Genomic DNA, 16950 nt, shown 5'->3' with positions numbered 1-16950 from the left:
AAGCCGATGCTAAGCCCAACGGTTGGACGGGTTTGTATCCGGAATAAACCCTGCGCAGGGGTGGTTTTTGTCCGGCGAATCGGTAGAATCGAATACAGCAAGAAGTTCGAAGCGCATCCGTTTGGGTGCGCTTTTTTGAGGGAGGCAGCATGGCATATCGTCTGGACATCAAGCGCATTCTTTCGCTGAACTTCTTTCATGACTTGCCCAAGATCATGTTTGGCTGCGCCCTGGCAGCTATCGCGACGGACCTGTTTTTGATTCCCAACGGTCTTGCTGCCGGCGGCGTTACGGGTCTCGCCACGATTATCCAGGCGGTCGGCGCCTCGCATGGCATCTCGCTGCCTGTCGGTATTCAAACCATCGTGATGAATGCCTTGCTGCTGCTGGTCGTTATGCGCGAGGGTGGCATGTTCTACGTGATACAGACGGCGACGGGCTTTGTGCTGCTGGGCTTTTTCACCGACCTGTTCGCTCCGTTTGTGGCGCCGCTGGCACATGCCGACCTGATGCTGCCCGCTATGTGGGGCGGCATTATCACGGGCATTGGCTACGGCATGGTGCTACGCGCCGGTGCCAACACTGGCGGCTCTGACACCATCGGTCAGATTATCTCGCGCAATACGTCACTACCGGTGGGCTCCACCGTCATGGCGATCGACGTTGCCGTGTGCGCGCTGTCGGCCCCGGTCTTCTCGGTCGAAAACGCGCTGTATGCGGGCCTTTCGATGGTCATTAGCGGCTACGTGATCGATGCCGTGGTCGACGGCGGCAACAGGCGCCGTATGGTACTCATCATCTCGGACAAGTTTCCCGATATTGCGGCCGACATCATGTATGGCCTGGGTCGCGGCTGCACCAAGTTTAAGGCGACCGGCATGTACTCGGGCGCCGAGAAGCCGGTGATCATGGTCATTGTGAGCCGCCGCGAGCTCAACACCCTCAAAACGATCGTGCGCGAGCGCGATCCTCACGCCATTGTGACGGTCGCCGACGTTACGGAAACCTTCGGTGAGGGATTCAAGGACATTAACGCGTAGGGCCGACTGCGTTCCATCCAAAAGACGTTCACATTGATAAACCGTTTCATCAGCGGTTCTGCCTGCTCAATTGTTCAAATAATGATAAATACTCTGGTAAAGCTTCCAGTTTCCAGCATAATGAATGACGTACGTGCATCGCGGCTGTGTTGGGACTACCTTTCCGTGCCGTGCGCATCTTGTCTTAAGAGGATGAAAGGAAGGCACAATGAGCGACGAAGAGCTCAAAAAGGTTGCCAACGAGGTAAGGAAGGGCATCGTCACCGGCGTGCACGCTGCCAAGTCCGGCCATCCGGGCGGTTCGCTCGGCGCTGCCGACATCATGACCTATCTGTACTTTGAGGAAATGAACGTCGACCCGGCCGACCCCCGCAAGGCCGACCGCGATCGCTTCGTGCTTTCCAAGGGTCATTGCGCGCCTGGTCTGTACGCCGTGCTCGCCGAGCGCGGATTCTTCCCCAAGGAGGATCTCGAGACGCTGCGCCACATCGGCAGCCACCTGCAAGGTCACCCCAACTTGAACGACACCCCGGGCGTCGATATGTCCACCGGTTCGCTCGGCCAGGGCATCTCCGCCGCCGTGGGCATGGCCGTTGCCGCCAAGCACTGGGGCGACGACTATCGCACCTACGCCCTGCTGGGCGACGGCGAGAGCGAGGAGGGCCAGGTTTGGGAGGCCGCCATGTTTGCCGGCAACCAGCAGCTCGATAACCTCTGCGTGATCGTCGACCACAATGGCCTGCAGATCGACGGCCCCGTCGAGGAGGTCAACGACCCCATGCCGCTCGCCGACAAGTTCCGCGCCTTCAAGTTCCACGTGGTGGAGCTCGCCGACGGCAACGATTTCGATCAGATCCGCGCCGCCTTTGCCGAGGCCCGCGCCACCAAGGGTCAGCCGACCGCCATCATCGCCGAGACCACCAAGGGCAAGGGCGTTTCCTTTATGGAGAACCAGGTGGGTTGGCACGGCAAGGCCCCCAACGATGAACAGTTTGAGCAGGCCATGGCAGAGCTCACGGCCGCCGGAGAGGAGCTCTAGGATGGCAGACGTCAAGAAAATCGCCACGCGCGTAAGCTACGGCGAGGCCCTCGTCGAGCTCGCCAACGAGCACGATGACTTTGTGGTCCTCGACGCCGACCTGGCCGCCGCCACGCAGACCGGCAAGTTTAAGGCAGCCTGCCCCGACCGCTTCTTCGATGTGGGCATTGCCGAGAGCAACCTGATGGGTGTTGCCGCCGGTATCGCGACCACCGGCCGCGTCGCCTTCGCGAGCACCTTTGCCATGTTTGCCGCTGGCCGCGCCTTTGAGCAGGTCCGCAACTCCATCGGCTATCCGCACCTTAACGTTAAGATCGGTGCCACGCACGCCGGTATCTCGGTGGGCGAGGACGGCGCCACGCACCAGTGCTGCGAGGATATCGCTCTCATGCGCGTCATCCCCGGCATGACCGTTATCGTTCCCGCCGACGACGTGGAGGCTCGTGCCGTGACGCGCGCCGCCTACGAGTGCGACGGCCCCGTATACATGCGCTTTGCCCGTCTGGCCTCGCCGGTCATCAACGACCCCGAGACCTACAAGTTCGAGGTAGGCAAGGGCATCGTCATGCGCGAGGGCACCGACGTCACCATCATCGCCTGCGGCCTAATGGTTGGCGAGGCCCTCGAGGCCGCCGAGCAGCTCGCTGCCGAGGGCATCGATGCCGAGGTCATCAACATGCACACCATCAAGCCCATCGATGCCGACCTGATCGTCAAGAGCGCCACCAAGACCGGCCACGTCGTGACCGTCGAGGAGCACTCTGTGATCGGTGGTCTGGGCAGCGCCGTTGCCGACGTCCTGTGCGAGCAGTGCCCGACGCCGCTCAAGAAGATTGGCGTCAACGACACCTTCGGCGAGTCCGGCCCGGGTGCCGAGCTCCTGCACAAGTACGGCCTGGACGCCGCCAACATCGTGGCGACCACCAAGGAGTTCTTGGCATAAGGCAAGACGAGGCAAAGTATCGCGTCGACAACCGCAAACAAGCCAGAACAGGGGCGTCCTCAAAGAGGGCGCCCCTGTTTATGCTGAATTTAAATTAGAGTCCTGCCAAGCAAAGTTCCCATGGGGAAACGAGCCCATCCCAACAAAGTGCAATTCAGACCCTTCCAATTTTGTATGCGCAGCATCTCAAGTTGGTGCGTCGGCCCCATAGTAGCCGCAGGCCGGGCGCAGGGTTACCTCCCAAATCTTTCCGCAGCGCAGGCCGGCGTTTGTCCGCAGCTCCGCAGGAGCAGGACAAATGCCGGCCATGCGCGAGGACGATTTGGGAGGTAACCCTGCGCCCGGCCGGTGAGACCCAAACCCCGCCATGCTTCTTATGTGCAGCAAAGCTAATGCTGCTAAAATACAAAGCGCTCATGTAGTTTAAACGCACGACGATAAGGAGCACCAGTGGGTAACCACTTCCGTACCTCCGGTGCGGGCGATGATGCCCCCAAGACGCAGACGGGCGTCCAGGGCAGTCGTTTCGCCACTCCGGATTCAGGGGGCCAGCCTGTTGCTCAGGCCCCCGCTCAGCCGGCAGATCAGGCACAGCCGGCATCCGATCCCTTTGCCTACAATCCCACCAGCGATGTCGCGCTTTCCGGCACGGCGGGTTTTGAGCCCGTTCAGGCCGTGACCGCTCGCGTGGAGCAGCCTCAGGCTGGCGCCGCCACGCCGCAGCCTACCATGGCCGGCATTCCCGACCCCATGGCCCCTGCGACGCCGGTTCCTCAGCCTGCGCAGTCCGGTCTCTTTGCCGCTATTCCCGATCCCACGCAGCCTGCTGCCCCGGTGGTCGAGAGCGATCAGGCCGCCGAGGTCGCAAGCCTCGATAACGCGCTCAACAACCCCGATTTTACGTCGGTGTTTGCGCCCATCGATCCGCAAGCCAGCCGCAAGAAGATGGCCAAGCAGGCCGGTGTCGAGCCCGTCATCCTTATGGAGCATGTCACCAAGATCTATCCGGCACAGCCCAACAAGCCTGCACTCGACGACATCAACATCGAGATCTATCCGGGCGAGTTCGTCTTCCTGGTCGGTCATTCCGGCTCGGGTAAGACCACGCTGCTGTCGACGCTCAACCGCGACGTCAAGCCGACGAGCGGCCGCATCTTGGTTGCCGGTCAGGACCTCATGAAGATCAAGAACCGCAAGGTTCCGTTCCTGCGCCGCCAGATTGGCGCCGTGTTCCAGGACTTTAAGCTTCTGCCGCAAAAGACCGCCTACGAAAACGTGGCGTTTGCCCTGCAGTGCATCGGCAAGCCCAAGGGCGTCATTCGCAGCCAGGTGCCGGAGGTGCTGCGTCTGGTCGGTCTGGCCGATCAGATGGACTCGCTGCCCGACCAGCTTTCCGGTGGCGAGCAGCAGCGCGTCGCCGTCGCCCGCGCTATGGTCAACCGTCCGCCGCTGCTGATCTGCGACGAGCCCACGGGTAACCTCGACCCGGCGATCTCGCTGGGCATCATGAAGCTGCTCGAGCGTATTAACCGCACCGGCACCACCGTGATCGTCGCCACGCACGACCGCGAGATGGTCGATAGCATGCACCGTCGCGTGATCGCCCTCGAGGGCGGCCACGTTATCCGCGACCAGGAGAGGGGAGGTTACGGCAACTATGGCACCAACTAACGTGGGCTACTCCTTCAAAGAGGCAATCAGTCACTTCTTCCGTAACTGGACTACCTCGCTCGGCGCCGTCATCACGATCTTCCTTTCGCTGTTTATCATCGGCCTGTTCATCATGGGCTCCGCGATGCTGAACTCCGTGATCGGCACCGTCGAGGATCAGGTCGTCATCAACGCGTTCATTAGCGATGACGCCGATCAGGCCGATGTTCAGGCTTTTGAGGCCGAGCTTAAGACGTGGAATAACGTCAAGTCCGTGACGTACAAGGACAAGGACGACGCGCTGGCCGAGTATACGAGCAAGATGTCGGGCAACGCCGACGCCACCATGAGCGCGCTCGATGGCCAGAACCCGCTGCCGGCTTCGTTTGCAATTGAGATGGACGATCCGTCCAAGGTCGAGAGCACGGCCCAGAAGCTCAAGAAGAACGCCGACTTCCAGAAGATCGCGGATGACGGCGACGTCAACGCGAGCGTGCTGTACGGCCAAGAGGAAGTGAGCCGCCTGTTCCAGGTGACCAACTACATCCGCATCGCCGCCGTGGTGCTCGTTGGCCTTTTGACCTTTATCGCATTCATCTTCATCAACAACACGATTCGCCTGTCCATCACGGCGCGTCGTCGTGAGATTGCGATTATGCGTCTGGTCGGCGCCAGCAACGGCTTCATTCGCGGCCCGTTTATCACCGAGGGCGTACTGCAGGCCATTTTGGGCTCGCTGCTTTCCATCGGCGTTCTGGAGCTGCTGCGCAATCTGATGATTCCGCGTTTGCAGGAGAGCATCGGCTGGATGTCGTTTGCCCTGCCGATGCAGTACTACCTGGTGACCTATGCTGCGCTGATTCTGGTCGGTGTGATTATCGGTCTCTTTGGTTCTGCCATAGCCATGCGCCGCTACCTGCGCGTGTAGGCATGCCTGGAATTCATCCCTTCCAACGGGTCGTCTCTTATGGGGCGGCCCGTTTTTTGATCTCTAGGGGACGGCAGGAAAGCGAATCATTTGGGTAGACTCTTTGGAGTTCGTCATCGATAGCAAGGAGGCGCCATGGGGCGCAATAACAAGCATAAGCGCGGTGCTCGCAATAAGCGTGGGCCGGTGCGCAGCGAACGCCGTCCGAGCCTGACCGGGCGCGTGCAGCTCCATGAGCATGGCGCCTATGTCATAACCGAGAGCGGCGACTACAAGGTTATGGGCCGCGGTAAGCGCGAGATCATGGATGGCGATACCGTTGCCGTGAGCATTAAGAACAGCCCGCACGGTGAGCGGCGCGCCGTGATCGAAGGCGTGGTTGAGCGCGCAGCCATAAGCGTGGTGGGTACGTACCAGACCGCTGGTCCGCTCGGTGTGATCGAGCCGCTCGATTCGCGCCTGAAGGCCGACTTCTTCATTCTGCCCGAGGATACCTCGGCGGATCGTCTGGGCGTCCACCCGGGTGATGCCGTTGTCGCGCGCATTTTGACCTACCCGACGCGCCTGGAATCGGGCACCGTGACGATCGAACGCCGCATTGGCGGAGATGACGCGCCCGATTTGGGCGTTCAATACGTGATGGCGCGTTACGGCTATACCGATAGCTATCCCGAGGCCGCGCTGGACGAGGCCGAGGGGCTTTCGCTCGATGTGTCCGCGGCGCTTAAGGACCCGCTCCGCCGCGATCTGCGCGACCGCTTTGTCATCACGATCGACCCGGTCGACGCGCGCGACTTTGACGATGCCATTTCGCTTGAGCGCACGCCCGAGGGTGGCTACAAGCTGGGTGTGCATATCGCTGACGTTTCTCACTATGTGGCTTGGGACGGGCATATCGATCTTGAGGCTCGCCATCGTACGACATCGGTGTATCTGGCCGATCGCGTGCTTCCCATGCTGCCCGAACGCCTGTCCTGTGACCTATGCTCGCTTCGCCCTGACGAGGACCGTCTTGCGTTTACCGTTGACATTGAGCTCGATGCGCAGGGTCGCGTGCGGCATTACGATCCGTACCCCAGCGTGATTCGCTCGCGTGTGCGTATGGACTATGACGGCGCCGAGGCGCTGCTGGTGCGTGCCGACGCGGTTGAGTATTCGGTGCTGGAAGGCGCCGCTGAGGATGTTGCGGCTGCTGAGGCCTCGCGCGAGGAGGCGCTTGAGCGCGGTCTTGCGTGCGAGGAAACTGCTCGCGGCTATAACGTCGACCTCGGCGATTTCCTTGTCGCCGCCAACGAACTCGCCGAACTTCGCCGTCGTATTCGTCGTGCCCGCGGCTCAGTCGATTTTGACACGGCCGAGATTCGCGCTCTATTGGATGAGGACGGAGTACCCGTGCAGATTGTGGCGCGCGAGCGTTCGTGTGCCACGTCGCTTATCGAGGAAGCCATGCTACTCGCCAACGAGTGCGTTGCAGAGTGGCTGGCAGACCGTGATATCGAGGCCTGCTATCGCGTGCATGAGGATCCGAGCCCCGATAGCCTGCACGGTGCCGCCGTTGCGCTGGCGCAGCTGGGCATCATCGACGATCGCCGTGCTGCCGGTATCGCCCTGGGGAGTCCCGATGAGCTACAGGCTGCAGTTGATGCTGCCGCCGGTACGGCCAACGCACCGCTCGTCAACACGCTGCTTCTGCGCAGCATGCAGCGCGCACTGTACAAGCCGCGCAACGAGGGCCACTTTGCGCTCGCCGCGCCGTGCTACTGTCACTTTACGAGTCCCATCCGTCGCTACCCCGATCTGGTGGTGCACCGCGTGCTCAAACTGCAGTTGGCCTATGAGCAGCTCGGCGGCAAGGACGCCCTGGTCCGTACACCGCGGCTGATCGGCAAGGGGCGCGAGTCGCTGCCGCGCATTCTGCCGCAGATCTGCCGCGCATGCAGCGATGCCGAGCGCGCGGCAGATGCCGCTAGCCATGCGACGCAAAAGATCAAGATTGCCCAGTACTATGAGGATCGCCTGGGCGAGCGCTATGCCGGAACGGTCTCATGGGGCAGCAGCATGGGCCTCTTTGTGCGCTTGGACCTGACGCAGGTCGAAGGCTTGGTTTCGATCAAGAGTCTGGGCAACGAGTGGTTCGAGTTCGACGAGGATGCGCTTACGCTGACGGGCGCCGACACGGGGACTCGCTATGAACTGGGCCAGCGCGTGATTATCGAGGTTTCGCGCGTCAATACCACGCGTGGGCACTTGGACTTTAAGCTTATCCATTAGCCAAATCTCGACTCATGGCGGGAGAGCGGAGGGCGGTCTTTCGGGGCCGCCCTCCGCATTTGGATCATAGCTACCTTGCCGTCCGCTCGGCCGCCCGCTTACCTGCTATTCGAGAGGTAAAACCTACCAAAATAAACCTGTCCCTTTTTGGCAGGTTTACAAGAAAGCGGGGATGAGATGGCGACGGTGTATGGTTATGCGCGGGTGAGTTCGCGCGATCAGAATCTAAATCGGCAGCTGGATGCGCTGGGCGCCTATGGCGTGGGCTCGGCGAATATTTATGCCGACCATGCGAGCGGCAAGGACTTCGATCGCCCGCGGTATCGCGAGCTGCTGCACATCCTGGGAGACGGGGACGTGCTGGTGGTGCTTTCTATCGACCGGCTTGGCCGTAATTACTCCGAGATTCTTGAGGAATGGCGACGCATTACCAAGGAGCTCGGGGTTGCCATTGTGGTGTTGGACATGCCATTGCTTGACACGCGCGCCAGGGCCAGCGGCGCGCCGGATGTGACCAATACCCTGATTGCCGATATTGTGCTACAACTGCTGAGCTACGTGGCGCAGGTGGAGCGCGAGAATATCCATCGGCGCCAGGCGGAGGGGATTGCAGCGGCGCGGGCGCGAGGGGTCCGTTTCGGTCGACCTCGCAAGCCGTGCCCTCCTCAGTTTGAGCTGGTACGCGATAGCTATGAGGCAGGCGATATTACCCGCAGCCAGGCAGCAAAGTGCCTGGGCGTGTGCGTGGGGACGTTCGATCGCTGGATGCGCGAGGCGGGGTAGGGGTTTGCGTCGCTTTGGCGCTTCCTGTTGCGATTCAAATTTTGATACGGTGACGATGTCATTTGGGGCTACACTCGCTGATATTCAAAAAAGGAGGTAGGCCCTTGGCGCGCGTAAAATAAATAATCGGATGGACCGCGATCGTTCTGTTTACTGCAACGCTGGCGGGCATCTGGGTGCTGACGGAGCAAAATGCGGTGGAGACGTCGTTGCTGAGCGAGTCCACCGCGCGTGTGGTGGAGGGTCAAGCTACGGGCGTACAGGCTGCCGATATCGCGGGTGAAGCTCAGACCGAGAATGGGATGACCGGGGGCACCGATTCGGCTGCTTCGAATGTCCGGTCTGGCCGACTTGCTTCCATTCGCATGTGGGTGGGCACGAACGTCCGTCGCGTTGCCCATACCGTAGAGTTTTTCTTCGTCGGATTGTTCGCCTCGGTGGTCGTGGTTTGCTTTTCCAGGCGTCCGTGGAGCGTATGCTCCCGTTGCGTGCCCGTGTTGCTCTTTTGCGCCGTCTGCTCCGTTGGCGATCAGGTACATAAGATCTTTGTTCCCGGCAGGCATTTCGACGTTATCGATTTAGGATTCGATGCTGCGGGCTATGTTACCGCGATGCTGTTGGTATTGCTGGCAGCGGTGTTGGTGCGCCATGCGGCACGTCCGATCGGCGCCCATGCGAGGCGCTAGCCGGTAACAAACCCGTTTCTGATCATGCGACCTTGTTGAATTATTTTGTGTCGCGCGTATTTCCGAGCGGTCGGATTTGAGGGGCGAGCGGTAGAACGCTCGTCCTTTGTGCGCCACGATGCGGCACAATGTACCGTAAAAGCTGTTTGTATCCGGTACGAATCGTTCGTTGGTCTTTAATTCTTCTCAACGGAGGTGTTTGAGATGGCAAACGGATTGCTTTTGCGGCTTCGCGAGCGTGAGCTCAGCGCGAGCCCGGCGGAACGCAATGTCATCGCATACGTGAGCGCTCATCCGCACGAGGTGGTCGGGCTGTCCGTCCGCGGTCTTGCCGATGCCACGTTCTCCTCGCCCTCGAGCATTTTGCGCTTTTGCAAGCGTTTGGGTTTTGCGGGCTACAAGGAGTTCCAGCGCGAACTGATTGCCGAGCTGGCGCTCTTAGGTGACAAGAAAGACGTAGCCCTCGAGGACATCTCCATGGATGACAGCGTCGAACGTATCGTGGGGAAGGTGATGAAAAGCAACGTGCGCACGATCGAAGCGACGGCGCGAACGCTCGATTACACCGTCTTGGAGCGATGCGCGGCCTATCTTAAGCGGGCGCGCGCAGTCAATCTGTTCGGTATCGGTGCCTCTCGTTTGGTCGCGCACGATCTGGCGCAAAAGCTCATGCGTGTCGACAAAGAGTGCCATCTGTACGACGACTGGCATGATCAGCTCTTGTGTGCCAAGAACATGCATGAGGGCGATATGGCAATCGCCTTTAGCTACTCGGGCTTGACGCAAGAGGTGCTGGACTGCACCGCCGAGGCCCAACGTCACAACTGTCCCGTTGTGGCCGTTACCAAAGTAGATGGATCATCCAAGCTTGCCACCGTGGCCGATGCCGTGCTCGGCGTCGCTGCGAGTGAACCCTTGGTCCGCAGCGGTGCCATGGCTTCGCGTATGGCCCAGCTTATGGTTGTCGATGCCCTGTACGCTGCTTACGTTGCCAGCGACTACGAACGGGCGACGCATGTCATTAAGCAAAACTACATCGAGAAACAGGAAAGATGAGGTGAATGAAATGCTCGATTTAACAAAATTCACGACCGAACAGCGTAATCAAAGGTCTATGGACCTCGATACGATGACATCGCTGCAAATCGTTACGACGATGAACGATGAGGATCTTCGTGCCGTCCAGTCGGTCACAAAAGTGCTGCCCCAGGTTGCCACAGCAATCGACTGGGCTGCTGAGGCACTCGAGCGCGGCGGGCGCGTCTTTTACATGGGCGCAGGCACCAGCGGTCGTCTGGGCGTACTCGACGCTTCGGAGTGTCCGCCCACGTTTGGCGTGTCACCCGATCTGATTGTCGGGCTCATTGCCGGAGGCGAGACGGCGTTTATCAAGGCTGTCGAAGGTGCCGAAGACAGCGAGGAGCTTGGCGCGAGCGACCTGCGGGGGCGTGGACTCTCGGACAGGGATCTTGTCGTTGGCCTGGCGGCAAGCGGTCGTACTCCCTATGTGGTGGGCGGCCTTATGTACGCCAAGGCAACTGGGTGCAAGACCATTGCAATTGCCTGCAACCAAGGGTCGAAGATCGGGGAGAGCGCAGATCTTGCCATTGAACCCGTGCCCGGTCCCGAGGTACTGACCGGCTCAACGAGGCTCAAAGCGGGAACGGTTCAAAAGCTCATTCTCAACATGATTTCGACCGGTGCCATGGTCAAGATCGGCAAGGTATACCAAAACCTGATGGTCGATGTGCAGCAGACGAACGAGAAGTTGGTGGTGCGCGGCCAGAACATCGTGATGGAGGCGACCGGCTGCACGCGCGAGCGCGCTATTCAGGCGCTTGCAGATGCCGGCGGCCACGTAAAAACCGCTATTGTCTCGGTACTGCTGGACTGCGATGTCGAGCAGGCTGCGGTAGCTCTTGAGCGAGCGCGAGGCCATGTCCGTGCTGCGGTGAGTGGCCATGAGAAGAGCGATGCCGATGCCCAATAGGTGCGCGGCGTGAGCTGATATGACATCCAGACGAGATACCCAATACAAGGAGGAGTTATGACGAACAAAGAGCTGGCTCAAAAGCTGCTGGACCTTTTGGGCGGTAAAGACAACGTGCTGGCAAACGCGGCGTGCATGACGCGCCTGCGCGTGACCGTCAAAGACACGGGCAGCGTCGACGCGGAGGGCATTAAGGCACTCGACGGCGTGATGGGCCTGGTCGAGGACGACACGATGCAGATCGTGCTGGGTCCGGGCAAGGTGAATAAGGTGCTCGAGGAGTTCTCCAAGCTCACCGGCCTTGCGAAAGGCGTTGCCGACGAGAGCGTGGTTGACGCTGCGGCCACAAACAAGGCCGCGCAGAAGGCAAAGTACGAGTCCAAGCCGGTTCAGGCCTTCCTCAAGAAGATTTCCAATGTCTTCGTTGCCCTGCTCCCCGGCATCATTGCGGCTGGCCTCATCAACGGTATCTGCAACGTCATTAACGTCTCGACGGCAGGCGCGCTTGCAGGCGAGTGGTGGTACCAGGGCATTCGTTCCATGGGCTGGGCCCTGTTTGCCTATCTGCCCATCTTGGTGGGCTATAACGCGGCACGTGAGTTTGGTGGCTCCGCTGCGCTGGGCGGCATCGCCGGCATGATGTGTATCGCCAACAGTGCCATGCCCCTGCTTGCGCCTGGCGCGGCCGATCCTGCCACTGCCATTCTGCTGCCGCTCACCAATGCGCAGTACAACCCCGCAGCGGGCGGCATGATCGCGGCTCTTATCGCCGGCGCATTTTTTGCCTGGATGGAGCGTCAGATTCGCAAGGTTATGCCCAACGCACTCGACACGTTCTTGTCCCCGCTGCTGGTGTTCATCATCGGCGCCTTTGCTCTGATGCTCGTCATCCAGCCGGTTGGCGCATGGCTGACGACTGCCATCTTTAGCGTTTTGACCTTTATCTTCGAGAAGCTGGGCGTCCTGGGTGGCTATATCCTGTCGGCAGGCTTCTTGCCGCTGGTTTCCGTCGGCCTGCATCAGGCGCTCACGCCGATCCACGCTATGCTCAACGATCCCGACGGCGCTACCAAGGGCATCAATTACCTGCTTCCCATCCTTATGATGGCTGGCGGCGGTCAGGTCGGTGCCGGTCTGGCGCTGTACTTTAAGACCAAGAACGCCAAGCTCAAGAAGTACGTCGCAGAGTCTATTCCCGTTGGAATCCTGGGTGTGGGCGAGCCTCTGATGTATGCTGTTACGCTGCCGCTCGTTCGTCCGTTTGTGACGGCCTGCCTGGGTGCCGGATTTGGCGGCGCGCTCGCGGCGCTGCTTCACATCGGCACGGTTTCTCAGGGCGTTTCCGGTCTGTTTGGCCTGCTGATCGTCGTTCCTGGCCAGCAGCTCGGCTACGTTGCCGCTATGCTGCTTGCCTATGCCGCCGGCTTTGTCCTGACGTGGTTCTTTGGCGTCGACGAGCAGAAGATCAACGAGTTCTTTGGCGAATAGTTTGATATCGCGAGCCGTGTTGCTCAGGGCTCGCGGCGCGCGGCAGATTTCTTGATGCTATGGTTGTGCCGGCGGGGCTAACTGCTCCGCCGGCCTTTTTTAAAGGAGCGTTGAAGCGTGAAAACGGGTATTTCGATTTATCTTTCCAGCCCTCTGCAGGATATTGAGCGGACAATTGAGCGTGGTGCCGCGGCGGGTGCGCGCTATGCGTTCACCTCGCTGCATATTCCCGAGGATGGGGGAGCGGCGTATGCCGATAAGGTCCGTCATGTGCTGTCGCTGCTTTCCGCCCGCGGCATTGCGCTCATTGCCGATGTGGGGCCTCGCACGTGCGATTTGCTCGGGCTTGAGCGCATCGAGGACCTGCGCGATCTGGGGTTGGAATACCTTCGTTTGGACTATGGCTTTAGCGCCCAGCGGGTCGCGGAGCTGTCCGGTGTATTTCGCATTGTGGTCAATGCATCGACGGTGAGTTCTGATGAAATCGCATCGTGGCGTGAGGCCGGTGCCGATGTGACTCGTTTTGCCGCCTGCCACAATTTTTACCCCAAGCCTTATACCGGTTTAGCTCTGGAGGACATTGCTCGGGTGAATCTTCGTCTTGCGGCGCTTGGATTCGAAATCATGGCTTTTGTGCCGGGTGATGCTAACGTTCGCGGGCCAGTATTCGAGGGACTGCCGACGGTCGAGGCGCAGCGCGGTCGCGCGTTAAAGGTTGCTCTCAATATGCTTGAGCTTGCACATGGCGCCGATTGCGACATTGTGTTGGTCGGCGACCCCGATCTTTCCGATGCGGGCTGGGCGCAGTTTGCTCAAGTTTCCGCCGGATACGTGGACCTGCAATGCGAGCTTGAGCCCGGTTATGCCTATGTGCGCGGGCAGATTCATCACGACCGGCCCGACTCGAGTGTCCTCATCTTTAGGTCTCAGGAGTCACGTACGAAGCTTAAGCCGGATTCCGTGCCGACGGATGCCGGAGCCGGCCTGCCGCGAAAGGCGGGGTCGATCGCTGTGAGCAATAGCGGATATGGGCGCTACGAAGGCGAGCTTGAGATCGCGCGGGTCGATCTTCCCGGTGACGAGCGCATGAACGTTGCGGGCCATATCACGCCCGAGGCAATGGAGCTGCTGCCGTTCATCAAACGCGGATTCGGGGTACGGTTCGTTTAGCGTGTGACCCGTGGGCTACAATTGGCCCATCATACGAAGGTGCCTCGTGTGGCGTGTGTCCGCGTTGGCCGATCTATATTCGGAGGATTCCCATGACCGTACTGTTTGTTGAATATCCCAAGTGCTCGACCTGTAAGAAGGCCAAGGCATGGCTGGACGAACACGGGGTAGAGTATATCGACCGCGATATCGTTTTGGACAATCCCGCGGCCGATGAACTTGCGACCTGGATTGCTCGTTCGGGGCTGCCGGTGCGACGCTTCTTCAACTCGTCGGGCATGAAATATCGAGAGCTGGGCCTGAAGGCACGCCTGGATGCGGGTATGACGGATCGGGAGTGCTACGAGCTGCTGGCGACCGACGGCATGCTGGTCAAGCGTCCGCTGCTGGTGGGCGACGACTTTGCGATTCCTGGCTTTAGGGAATCGGCTTGGGTCGAGGCGTTGCTGTAGCGGCTGCGGAAAGTGCGACCCGTTTTGAGTGCTCAGGGTGGGACGTGTTTTCCATCGGCGGGCTCGCTCGGCTCAATCATCGAGCTGTGCCCATTCGTGCGGATCGTAGACCTTTACGTGCTTGTTGGGCTTGCCGCTCCAGTACTCCTCGTCCATAAAGGGCAGATATGCCTGAACGCCGGGGCAGATAAAGGGAATCCGCTGCTGTTGCAGTCGCTCGCGCTGTCGCTGCTCCAGGTGCGCCTCGGATATGACAGTCGGCATACCGGACAGCTCGACGAGGCTTGCCTGGATTCGCTTAAGGTCGGGGAGTCCCGCGTGCCATGACATCCGCATGATCAAAAAGGATGCACGGCGGTAGTTTGCCTGCATCACCGTGATGGCGGGGCGCAGAGTGGGATGGATTTTGTCCCGTTCGGGCCAAAGGTCAGCAGTGATCTCGAGGCCCAGGGTCTCCCATAGGTAATCAAGCTCTTCGTCCATGGCGCCTCGATATCCGTGCAATGATGACGGTTCGATTGTGCCATCAGCCGTGAGTGCTGCATTGTTGTAATCTACCAGCGGTAGATGCGGGATGTTTTACGGGCTTTGGCGCCGTACGTGTCGCTGGCGCTTCACAGGTCCTTCACGTGTCGGCCGTATTTGACTGAATTTCAAAAAAGTCAAAATTGGGGCTTGCGTCACGGCCGGACTTCCCGTATATTTCTTTCTTGCGCAAAGGCACAGCCGAGCGCAGCGATGCAGTCATTGGGATGTCGTCTAATGGCAGGACAGCGGATTCTGGTTCCGTCAATGGGGGTTCGACTCCCTCCATCCCAGCCATTGCATTTGCTACATATGGCCCGTTCGTCTAGCGGTTTAGGACGCCGCCCTCTCAAGGCGGAGATCACCAGTTCGAATCTGGTACGGGCTACCAAAATTGAACGCCCGGGCCTCGTAAGAGACCCGGGTTTTGTGTATTGACCGATATTTAAGGCGCGCGTTGAGTCTGCCGCCCGGACCGAGGAGTTGTCATGGACCTGCCTATCAGCTTGGAAGACATCACGTATGCCGAGAACTATCTGGCGCAGGGCGACCTGGCTACGGCGACGCCGCTGCTTGAGCGTCTGGTGGAGCTCGCCGAGGAGTATATCGACGCTGAGTGCAAGACGGAGGAGAAGCGCCAGTACTTTAGCTTCGACAGCAAGTTTGAGCGCCTGGCCTATCGCCGCGTGGAGAAGGATCCGCGCGAGCTGGTGCAGGTCGAGGTTCCCTTTGACCGCCTGTACTCCGACATGGCGTTTGCCTACATCCGCCAGCAGGATTATGTGAGTGCTCGGAATGCCCTGATGCAGGCCGTGCGTTGGGATCCCATGAACTGCAACTATCGCTTGGACTTGGCCGAGCTGTTCCGCGCGCTCGAGGACAAGCAGGAGTGGGCATCGCTCTCGTTCTCGGTGCTGGAGCGCGCGAGCGACGGTAAGTGCGCCGCACGCGCCTACACCAACTTGGGTCAGTACTTCTTGGAGCCCGAGACCGAGAACATTTCGGCTGCCGTGGGCTGCGCGCGTCTGGCGCTGCGCCTGGCGCCCAACGATGCGCATACGACGCGCCTGCTCAACAAGATCCATACCACCTATCCGGATGCCGCGGACGAGAGTGACGACCATGTGATGGGTGAGCTCGCCCTGCAGGGCGTGCCGACCTCGCCTTCGGCCGAGATTGCCATCTGCCTGATCATGTGTGCGACCGACGCTGCGAGCGACGGCGACAAGCAGGAGGCTACGCGCCTGACGGTCCGTGCCCGCGACCTGGTGGGCGAAGAGGCGTGCGCGGCGATTATCAAGCTGGTGCGCGAGAGTGATGCCGAGCTTAACGCCGAGCGCAAGGCAAAGCGCGAGGCTGCGGGCTCAAACGCCGATGGCGCCAAGGAGGCCGGCGATGCCCAGTAAGCGCGAGCGCAAGCTCATTTCCAAGAATCGCTCGGCACATCACGAGTACTTTATCGATGAGACGTTTGAGTGCGGTATTGAGCTGAGCGGTACCGAGGTCAAGTCGATTCGCGAGCGCGCGTGCCAGATTACCGATACCTTCGCACTGATTCGTGGCGGGGAGTGCTGGCTCGTCGGCCTGCATATCCACCCTTATAGCCATGGTGGCGTGTGGAATCGCGATCCCGACCGTCGGCGCCGTCTGCTGCTGCACCGCAAGGAGATCGACTTTCTTGACGGCAAACTTCGCAACCGCGGCTATGCGCTGGTGCCGCTGGAGCTCTACTTTAATACCGACGGCCGCGTAAAGCTGCTGCTGGGCCTAGGCCGCGGCAAGAAGCTTTACGACAAGCGCGAGGATATGGCCAAGCGCGATGTCCAGCGCGAGATCGACCGCGCTCTTAAAGAACGCAACCGCTAGGAGCGAGTTCACGGGAAGGTGCCCTACCGCGCCCGCCCCGTCTTCCTTGCTGTTTTGCCATATATTTCCAAAAAACGGCGTCCGTTATGGGCGCCGCTTTTTATGGGTACATACAGCCT

Annotated in this window: 16 protein-coding genes and 2 tRNA genes; 17 read left to right on the top strand and 1 reads right to left on the bottom strand. The window is 60.1% G+C overall.

Translation table 11 applies throughout. The features are described from left to right. The first annotated feature begins 149 nt into the window (after nt 1–149). The 13 genes from DW171_RS01235 to DW171_RS01175 all read left to right on the top strand — a co-directional run bounded on the left by DW171_RS01235 (nt 150) and on the right by DW171_RS01175 (nt 14440). Nucleotides 150–1040, top strand: a complete 891-nt coding sequence (locus DW171_RS01235; protein WP_118270218.1) for a YitT family protein — start codon at nt 150–152, stop codon at nt 1038–1040. A gap of 208 nt (nt 1041–1248) precedes the next feature. Next, on the top strand, nt 1249–2079 hold the full coding sequence (locus tag DW171_RS01230; protein ID WP_118270217.1) for a transketolase: 831 nt from the start codon (nt 1249–1251) through the stop codon (nt 2077–2079). A gap of 1 nt (nt 2080) precedes the next feature. Continuing rightward, a complete protein-coding gene (locus DW171_RS01225; RefSeq protein WP_089572234.1) occupies nt 2081–3022 on the top strand; it encodes a transketolase family protein in 942 nt (313 codons plus the stop codon). Between the two features lie 450 nt (nt 3023–3472). Next, nucleotides 3473–4693, top strand: coding sequence for a cell division ATP-binding protein FtsE (gene ftsE, locus DW171_RS01220; RefSeq protein ID WP_118270216.1), 1221 nt, complete (start codon nt 3473–3475; stop codon nt 4691–4693). Further along, complete coding sequence (ftsX, locus tag DW171_RS01215; RefSeq protein ID WP_089572231.1) at nt 4680–5600, top strand: permease-like cell division protein FtsX; 921 nt, start codon at nt 4680–4682, stop codon at nt 5598–5600. Before ftsE ends, ftsX begins: the two co-directional genes overlap by 14 nt. A 135-nt stretch (nt 5601–5735) precedes the next feature. Next, nucleotides 5736–7871 carry a ribonuclease R family protein gene (locus DW171_RS01210; protein WP_118270215.1) on the top strand — a complete coding sequence of 712 codons (2136 nt, stop codon included), beginning with the start codon at nt 5736–5738 and terminating at the stop codon, nt 7869–7871. A 177-nt stretch (nt 7872–8048) separates the two neighbouring features. Next, nucleotides 8049–8654, top strand: coding sequence for a recombinase family protein (locus DW171_RS01205; protein WP_117629497.1), 606 nt, complete (start codon nt 8049–8051; stop codon nt 8652–8654). Nucleotides 8655–8851: 197 nt separating this feature from the next. After that, the gene (locus DW171_RS01200; RefSeq protein ID WP_158570991.1) at nt 8852–9340 is read left to right on the top strand and encodes a VanZ family protein; all 489 of its coding nucleotides are present in this window, start codon (nt 8852–8854) and stop codon (nt 9338–9340) included. 204 nt (nt 9341–9544) lie between these two features. Continuing rightward, a complete protein-coding gene (locus DW171_RS01195) occupies nt 9545–10396 on the top strand; it encodes a MurR/RpiR family transcriptional regulator (protein ID WP_117655743.1) in 852 nt (283 codons plus the stop codon). Between the two features lie 10 nt (nt 10397–10406). Further along, a complete protein-coding gene (gene murQ, locus DW171_RS01190; protein ID WP_118270283.1) occupies nt 10407–11330 on the top strand; it encodes an N-acetylmuramic acid 6-phosphate etherase in 924 nt (307 codons plus the stop codon). 57 nt (nt 11331–11387) lie between these two features. Beyond that, a complete protein-coding gene (locus DW171_RS01185; protein ID WP_118270213.1) occupies nt 11388–12818 on the top strand; it encodes a PTS transporter subunit EIIC in 1431 nt (476 codons plus the stop codon). A gap of 117 nt (nt 12819–12935) precedes the next feature. Next, nucleotides 12936–13988, top strand: a complete 1053-nt coding sequence (locus DW171_RS01180; RefSeq protein ID WP_118270212.1) for a MupG family TIM beta-alpha barrel fold protein — start codon at nt 12936–12938, stop codon at nt 13986–13988. 92 nt (nt 13989–14080) lie between these two features. Beyond that, the gene (locus tag DW171_RS01175) at nt 14081–14440 is read left to right on the top strand and encodes an arsenate reductase family protein (RefSeq protein WP_118270211.1); all 360 of its coding nucleotides are present in this window, start codon (nt 14081–14083) and stop codon (nt 14438–14440) included. 72 nt (nt 14441–14512) lie between these two features. Here DW171_RS01175 and DW171_RS01170 read toward each other — a convergent pair whose 3' ends face one another. Beyond that, entirely contained in the window at nt 14513–14923 is a 411-nt protein-coding gene (locus DW171_RS01170) for a hypothetical protein (protein WP_089572222.1), read from the bottom strand. Between the two features lie 265 nt (nt 14924–15188). Between DW171_RS01170 and DW171_RS01165 the strand changes: the two genes are divergently transcribed. From DW171_RS01165 to smpB, 4 genes are all read left to right on the top strand, one after another. Continuing rightward, a tRNA-Gln gene (locus tag DW171_RS01165) sits at nt 15189–15262 on the top strand. A 17-nt stretch (nt 15263–15279) separates the two neighbouring features. Beyond that, a tRNA-Glu gene (locus DW171_RS01160) sits at nt 15280–15356 on the top strand. Between the two features lie 97 nt (nt 15357–15453). Continuing rightward, complete coding sequence (locus tag DW171_RS01155; RefSeq protein ID WP_117634813.1) at nt 15454–16371, top strand: hypothetical protein; 918 nt, start codon at nt 15454–15456, stop codon at nt 16369–16371. Beyond that, nucleotides 16361–16831 carry an SsrA-binding protein SmpB gene (gene smpB, locus DW171_RS01150; RefSeq protein ID WP_006235325.1) on the top strand — a complete coding sequence of 157 codons (471 nt, stop codon included), beginning with the start codon at nt 16361–16363 and terminating at the stop codon, nt 16829–16831. The genes DW171_RS01155 and smpB overlap by 11 nt, the downstream gene beginning before the upstream one ends. Nucleotides 16832–16950: the final 119 nt, after the last annotated feature.

The organism is Collinsella sp. AM15-2, assembly GCF_003471985.1.
In the GTDB taxonomy this organism is placed as follows: domain Bacteria; phylum Actinomycetota; class Coriobacteriia; order Coriobacteriales; family Coriobacteriaceae; genus Collinsella.
Note: the sequence above shows the minus strand (reverse complement) of the source record. Positions and strands in the feature narration are given on the sequence as shown.

Bases quoted from the DNA above. Each gene is read 5' to 3' on its own strand.
- DW171_RS01195 (WP_117655743.1), top strand. From the start codon at position 9,545: ATGGCAAACGGATTGCTTTTGCGGCTTCGCGAGCGTGAGCTCAGCGCG.
- DW171_RS01210 (WP_118270215.1), top strand. From the start codon at position 5,736: ATGGGGCGCAATAACAAGCATAAGCGCGGTGCTCGCAATAAGCGTGGG.
- DW171_RS01205 (WP_117629497.1), top strand. From the start codon at position 8,049: ATGGCGACGGTGTATGGTTATGCGCGGGTGAGTTCGCGCGATCAGAAT.
- DW171_RS01230 (WP_118270217.1), top strand. From the start codon at position 1,249: ATGAGCGACGAAGAGCTCAAAAAGGTTGCCAACGAGGTAAGGAAGGGC.
- ftsX (WP_089572231.1), top strand. From the start codon at position 4,680: ATGGCACCAACTAACGTGGGCTACTCCTTCAAAGAGGCAATCAGTCAC.
- DW171_RS01185 (WP_118270213.1), top strand. From the start codon at position 11,388: ATGACGAACAAAGAGCTGGCTCAAAAGCTGCTGGACCTTTTGGGCGGT.
- DW171_RS01170 (WP_089572222.1), bottom strand. From the start codon at position 14,923: ATGGACGAAGAGCTTGATTACCTATGGGAGACCCTGGGCCTCGAGATC.
- DW171_RS01155 (WP_117634813.1), top strand. From the start codon at position 15,454: ATGGACCTGCCTATCAGCTTGGAAGACATCACGTATGCCGAGAACTAT.
- DW171_RS01225 (WP_089572234.1), top strand. From the start codon at position 2,081: ATGGCAGACGTCAAGAAAATCGCCACGCGCGTAAGCTACGGCGAGGCC.
- DW171_RS01235 (WP_118270218.1), top strand. From the start codon at position 150: ATGGCATATCGTCTGGACATCAAGCGCATTCTTTCGCTGAACTTCTTT.
- smpB (WP_006235325.1), top strand. From the start codon at position 16,361: ATGCCCAGTAAGCGCGAGCGCAAGCTCATTTCCAAGAATCGCTCGGCA.
- DW171_RS01175 (WP_118270211.1), top strand. From the start codon at position 14,081: ATGACCGTACTGTTTGTTGAATATCCCAAGTGCTCGACCTGTAAGAAG.
- murQ (WP_118270283.1), top strand. From the start codon at position 10,407: ATGCTCGATTTAACAAAATTCACGACCGAACAGCGTAATCAAAGGTCT.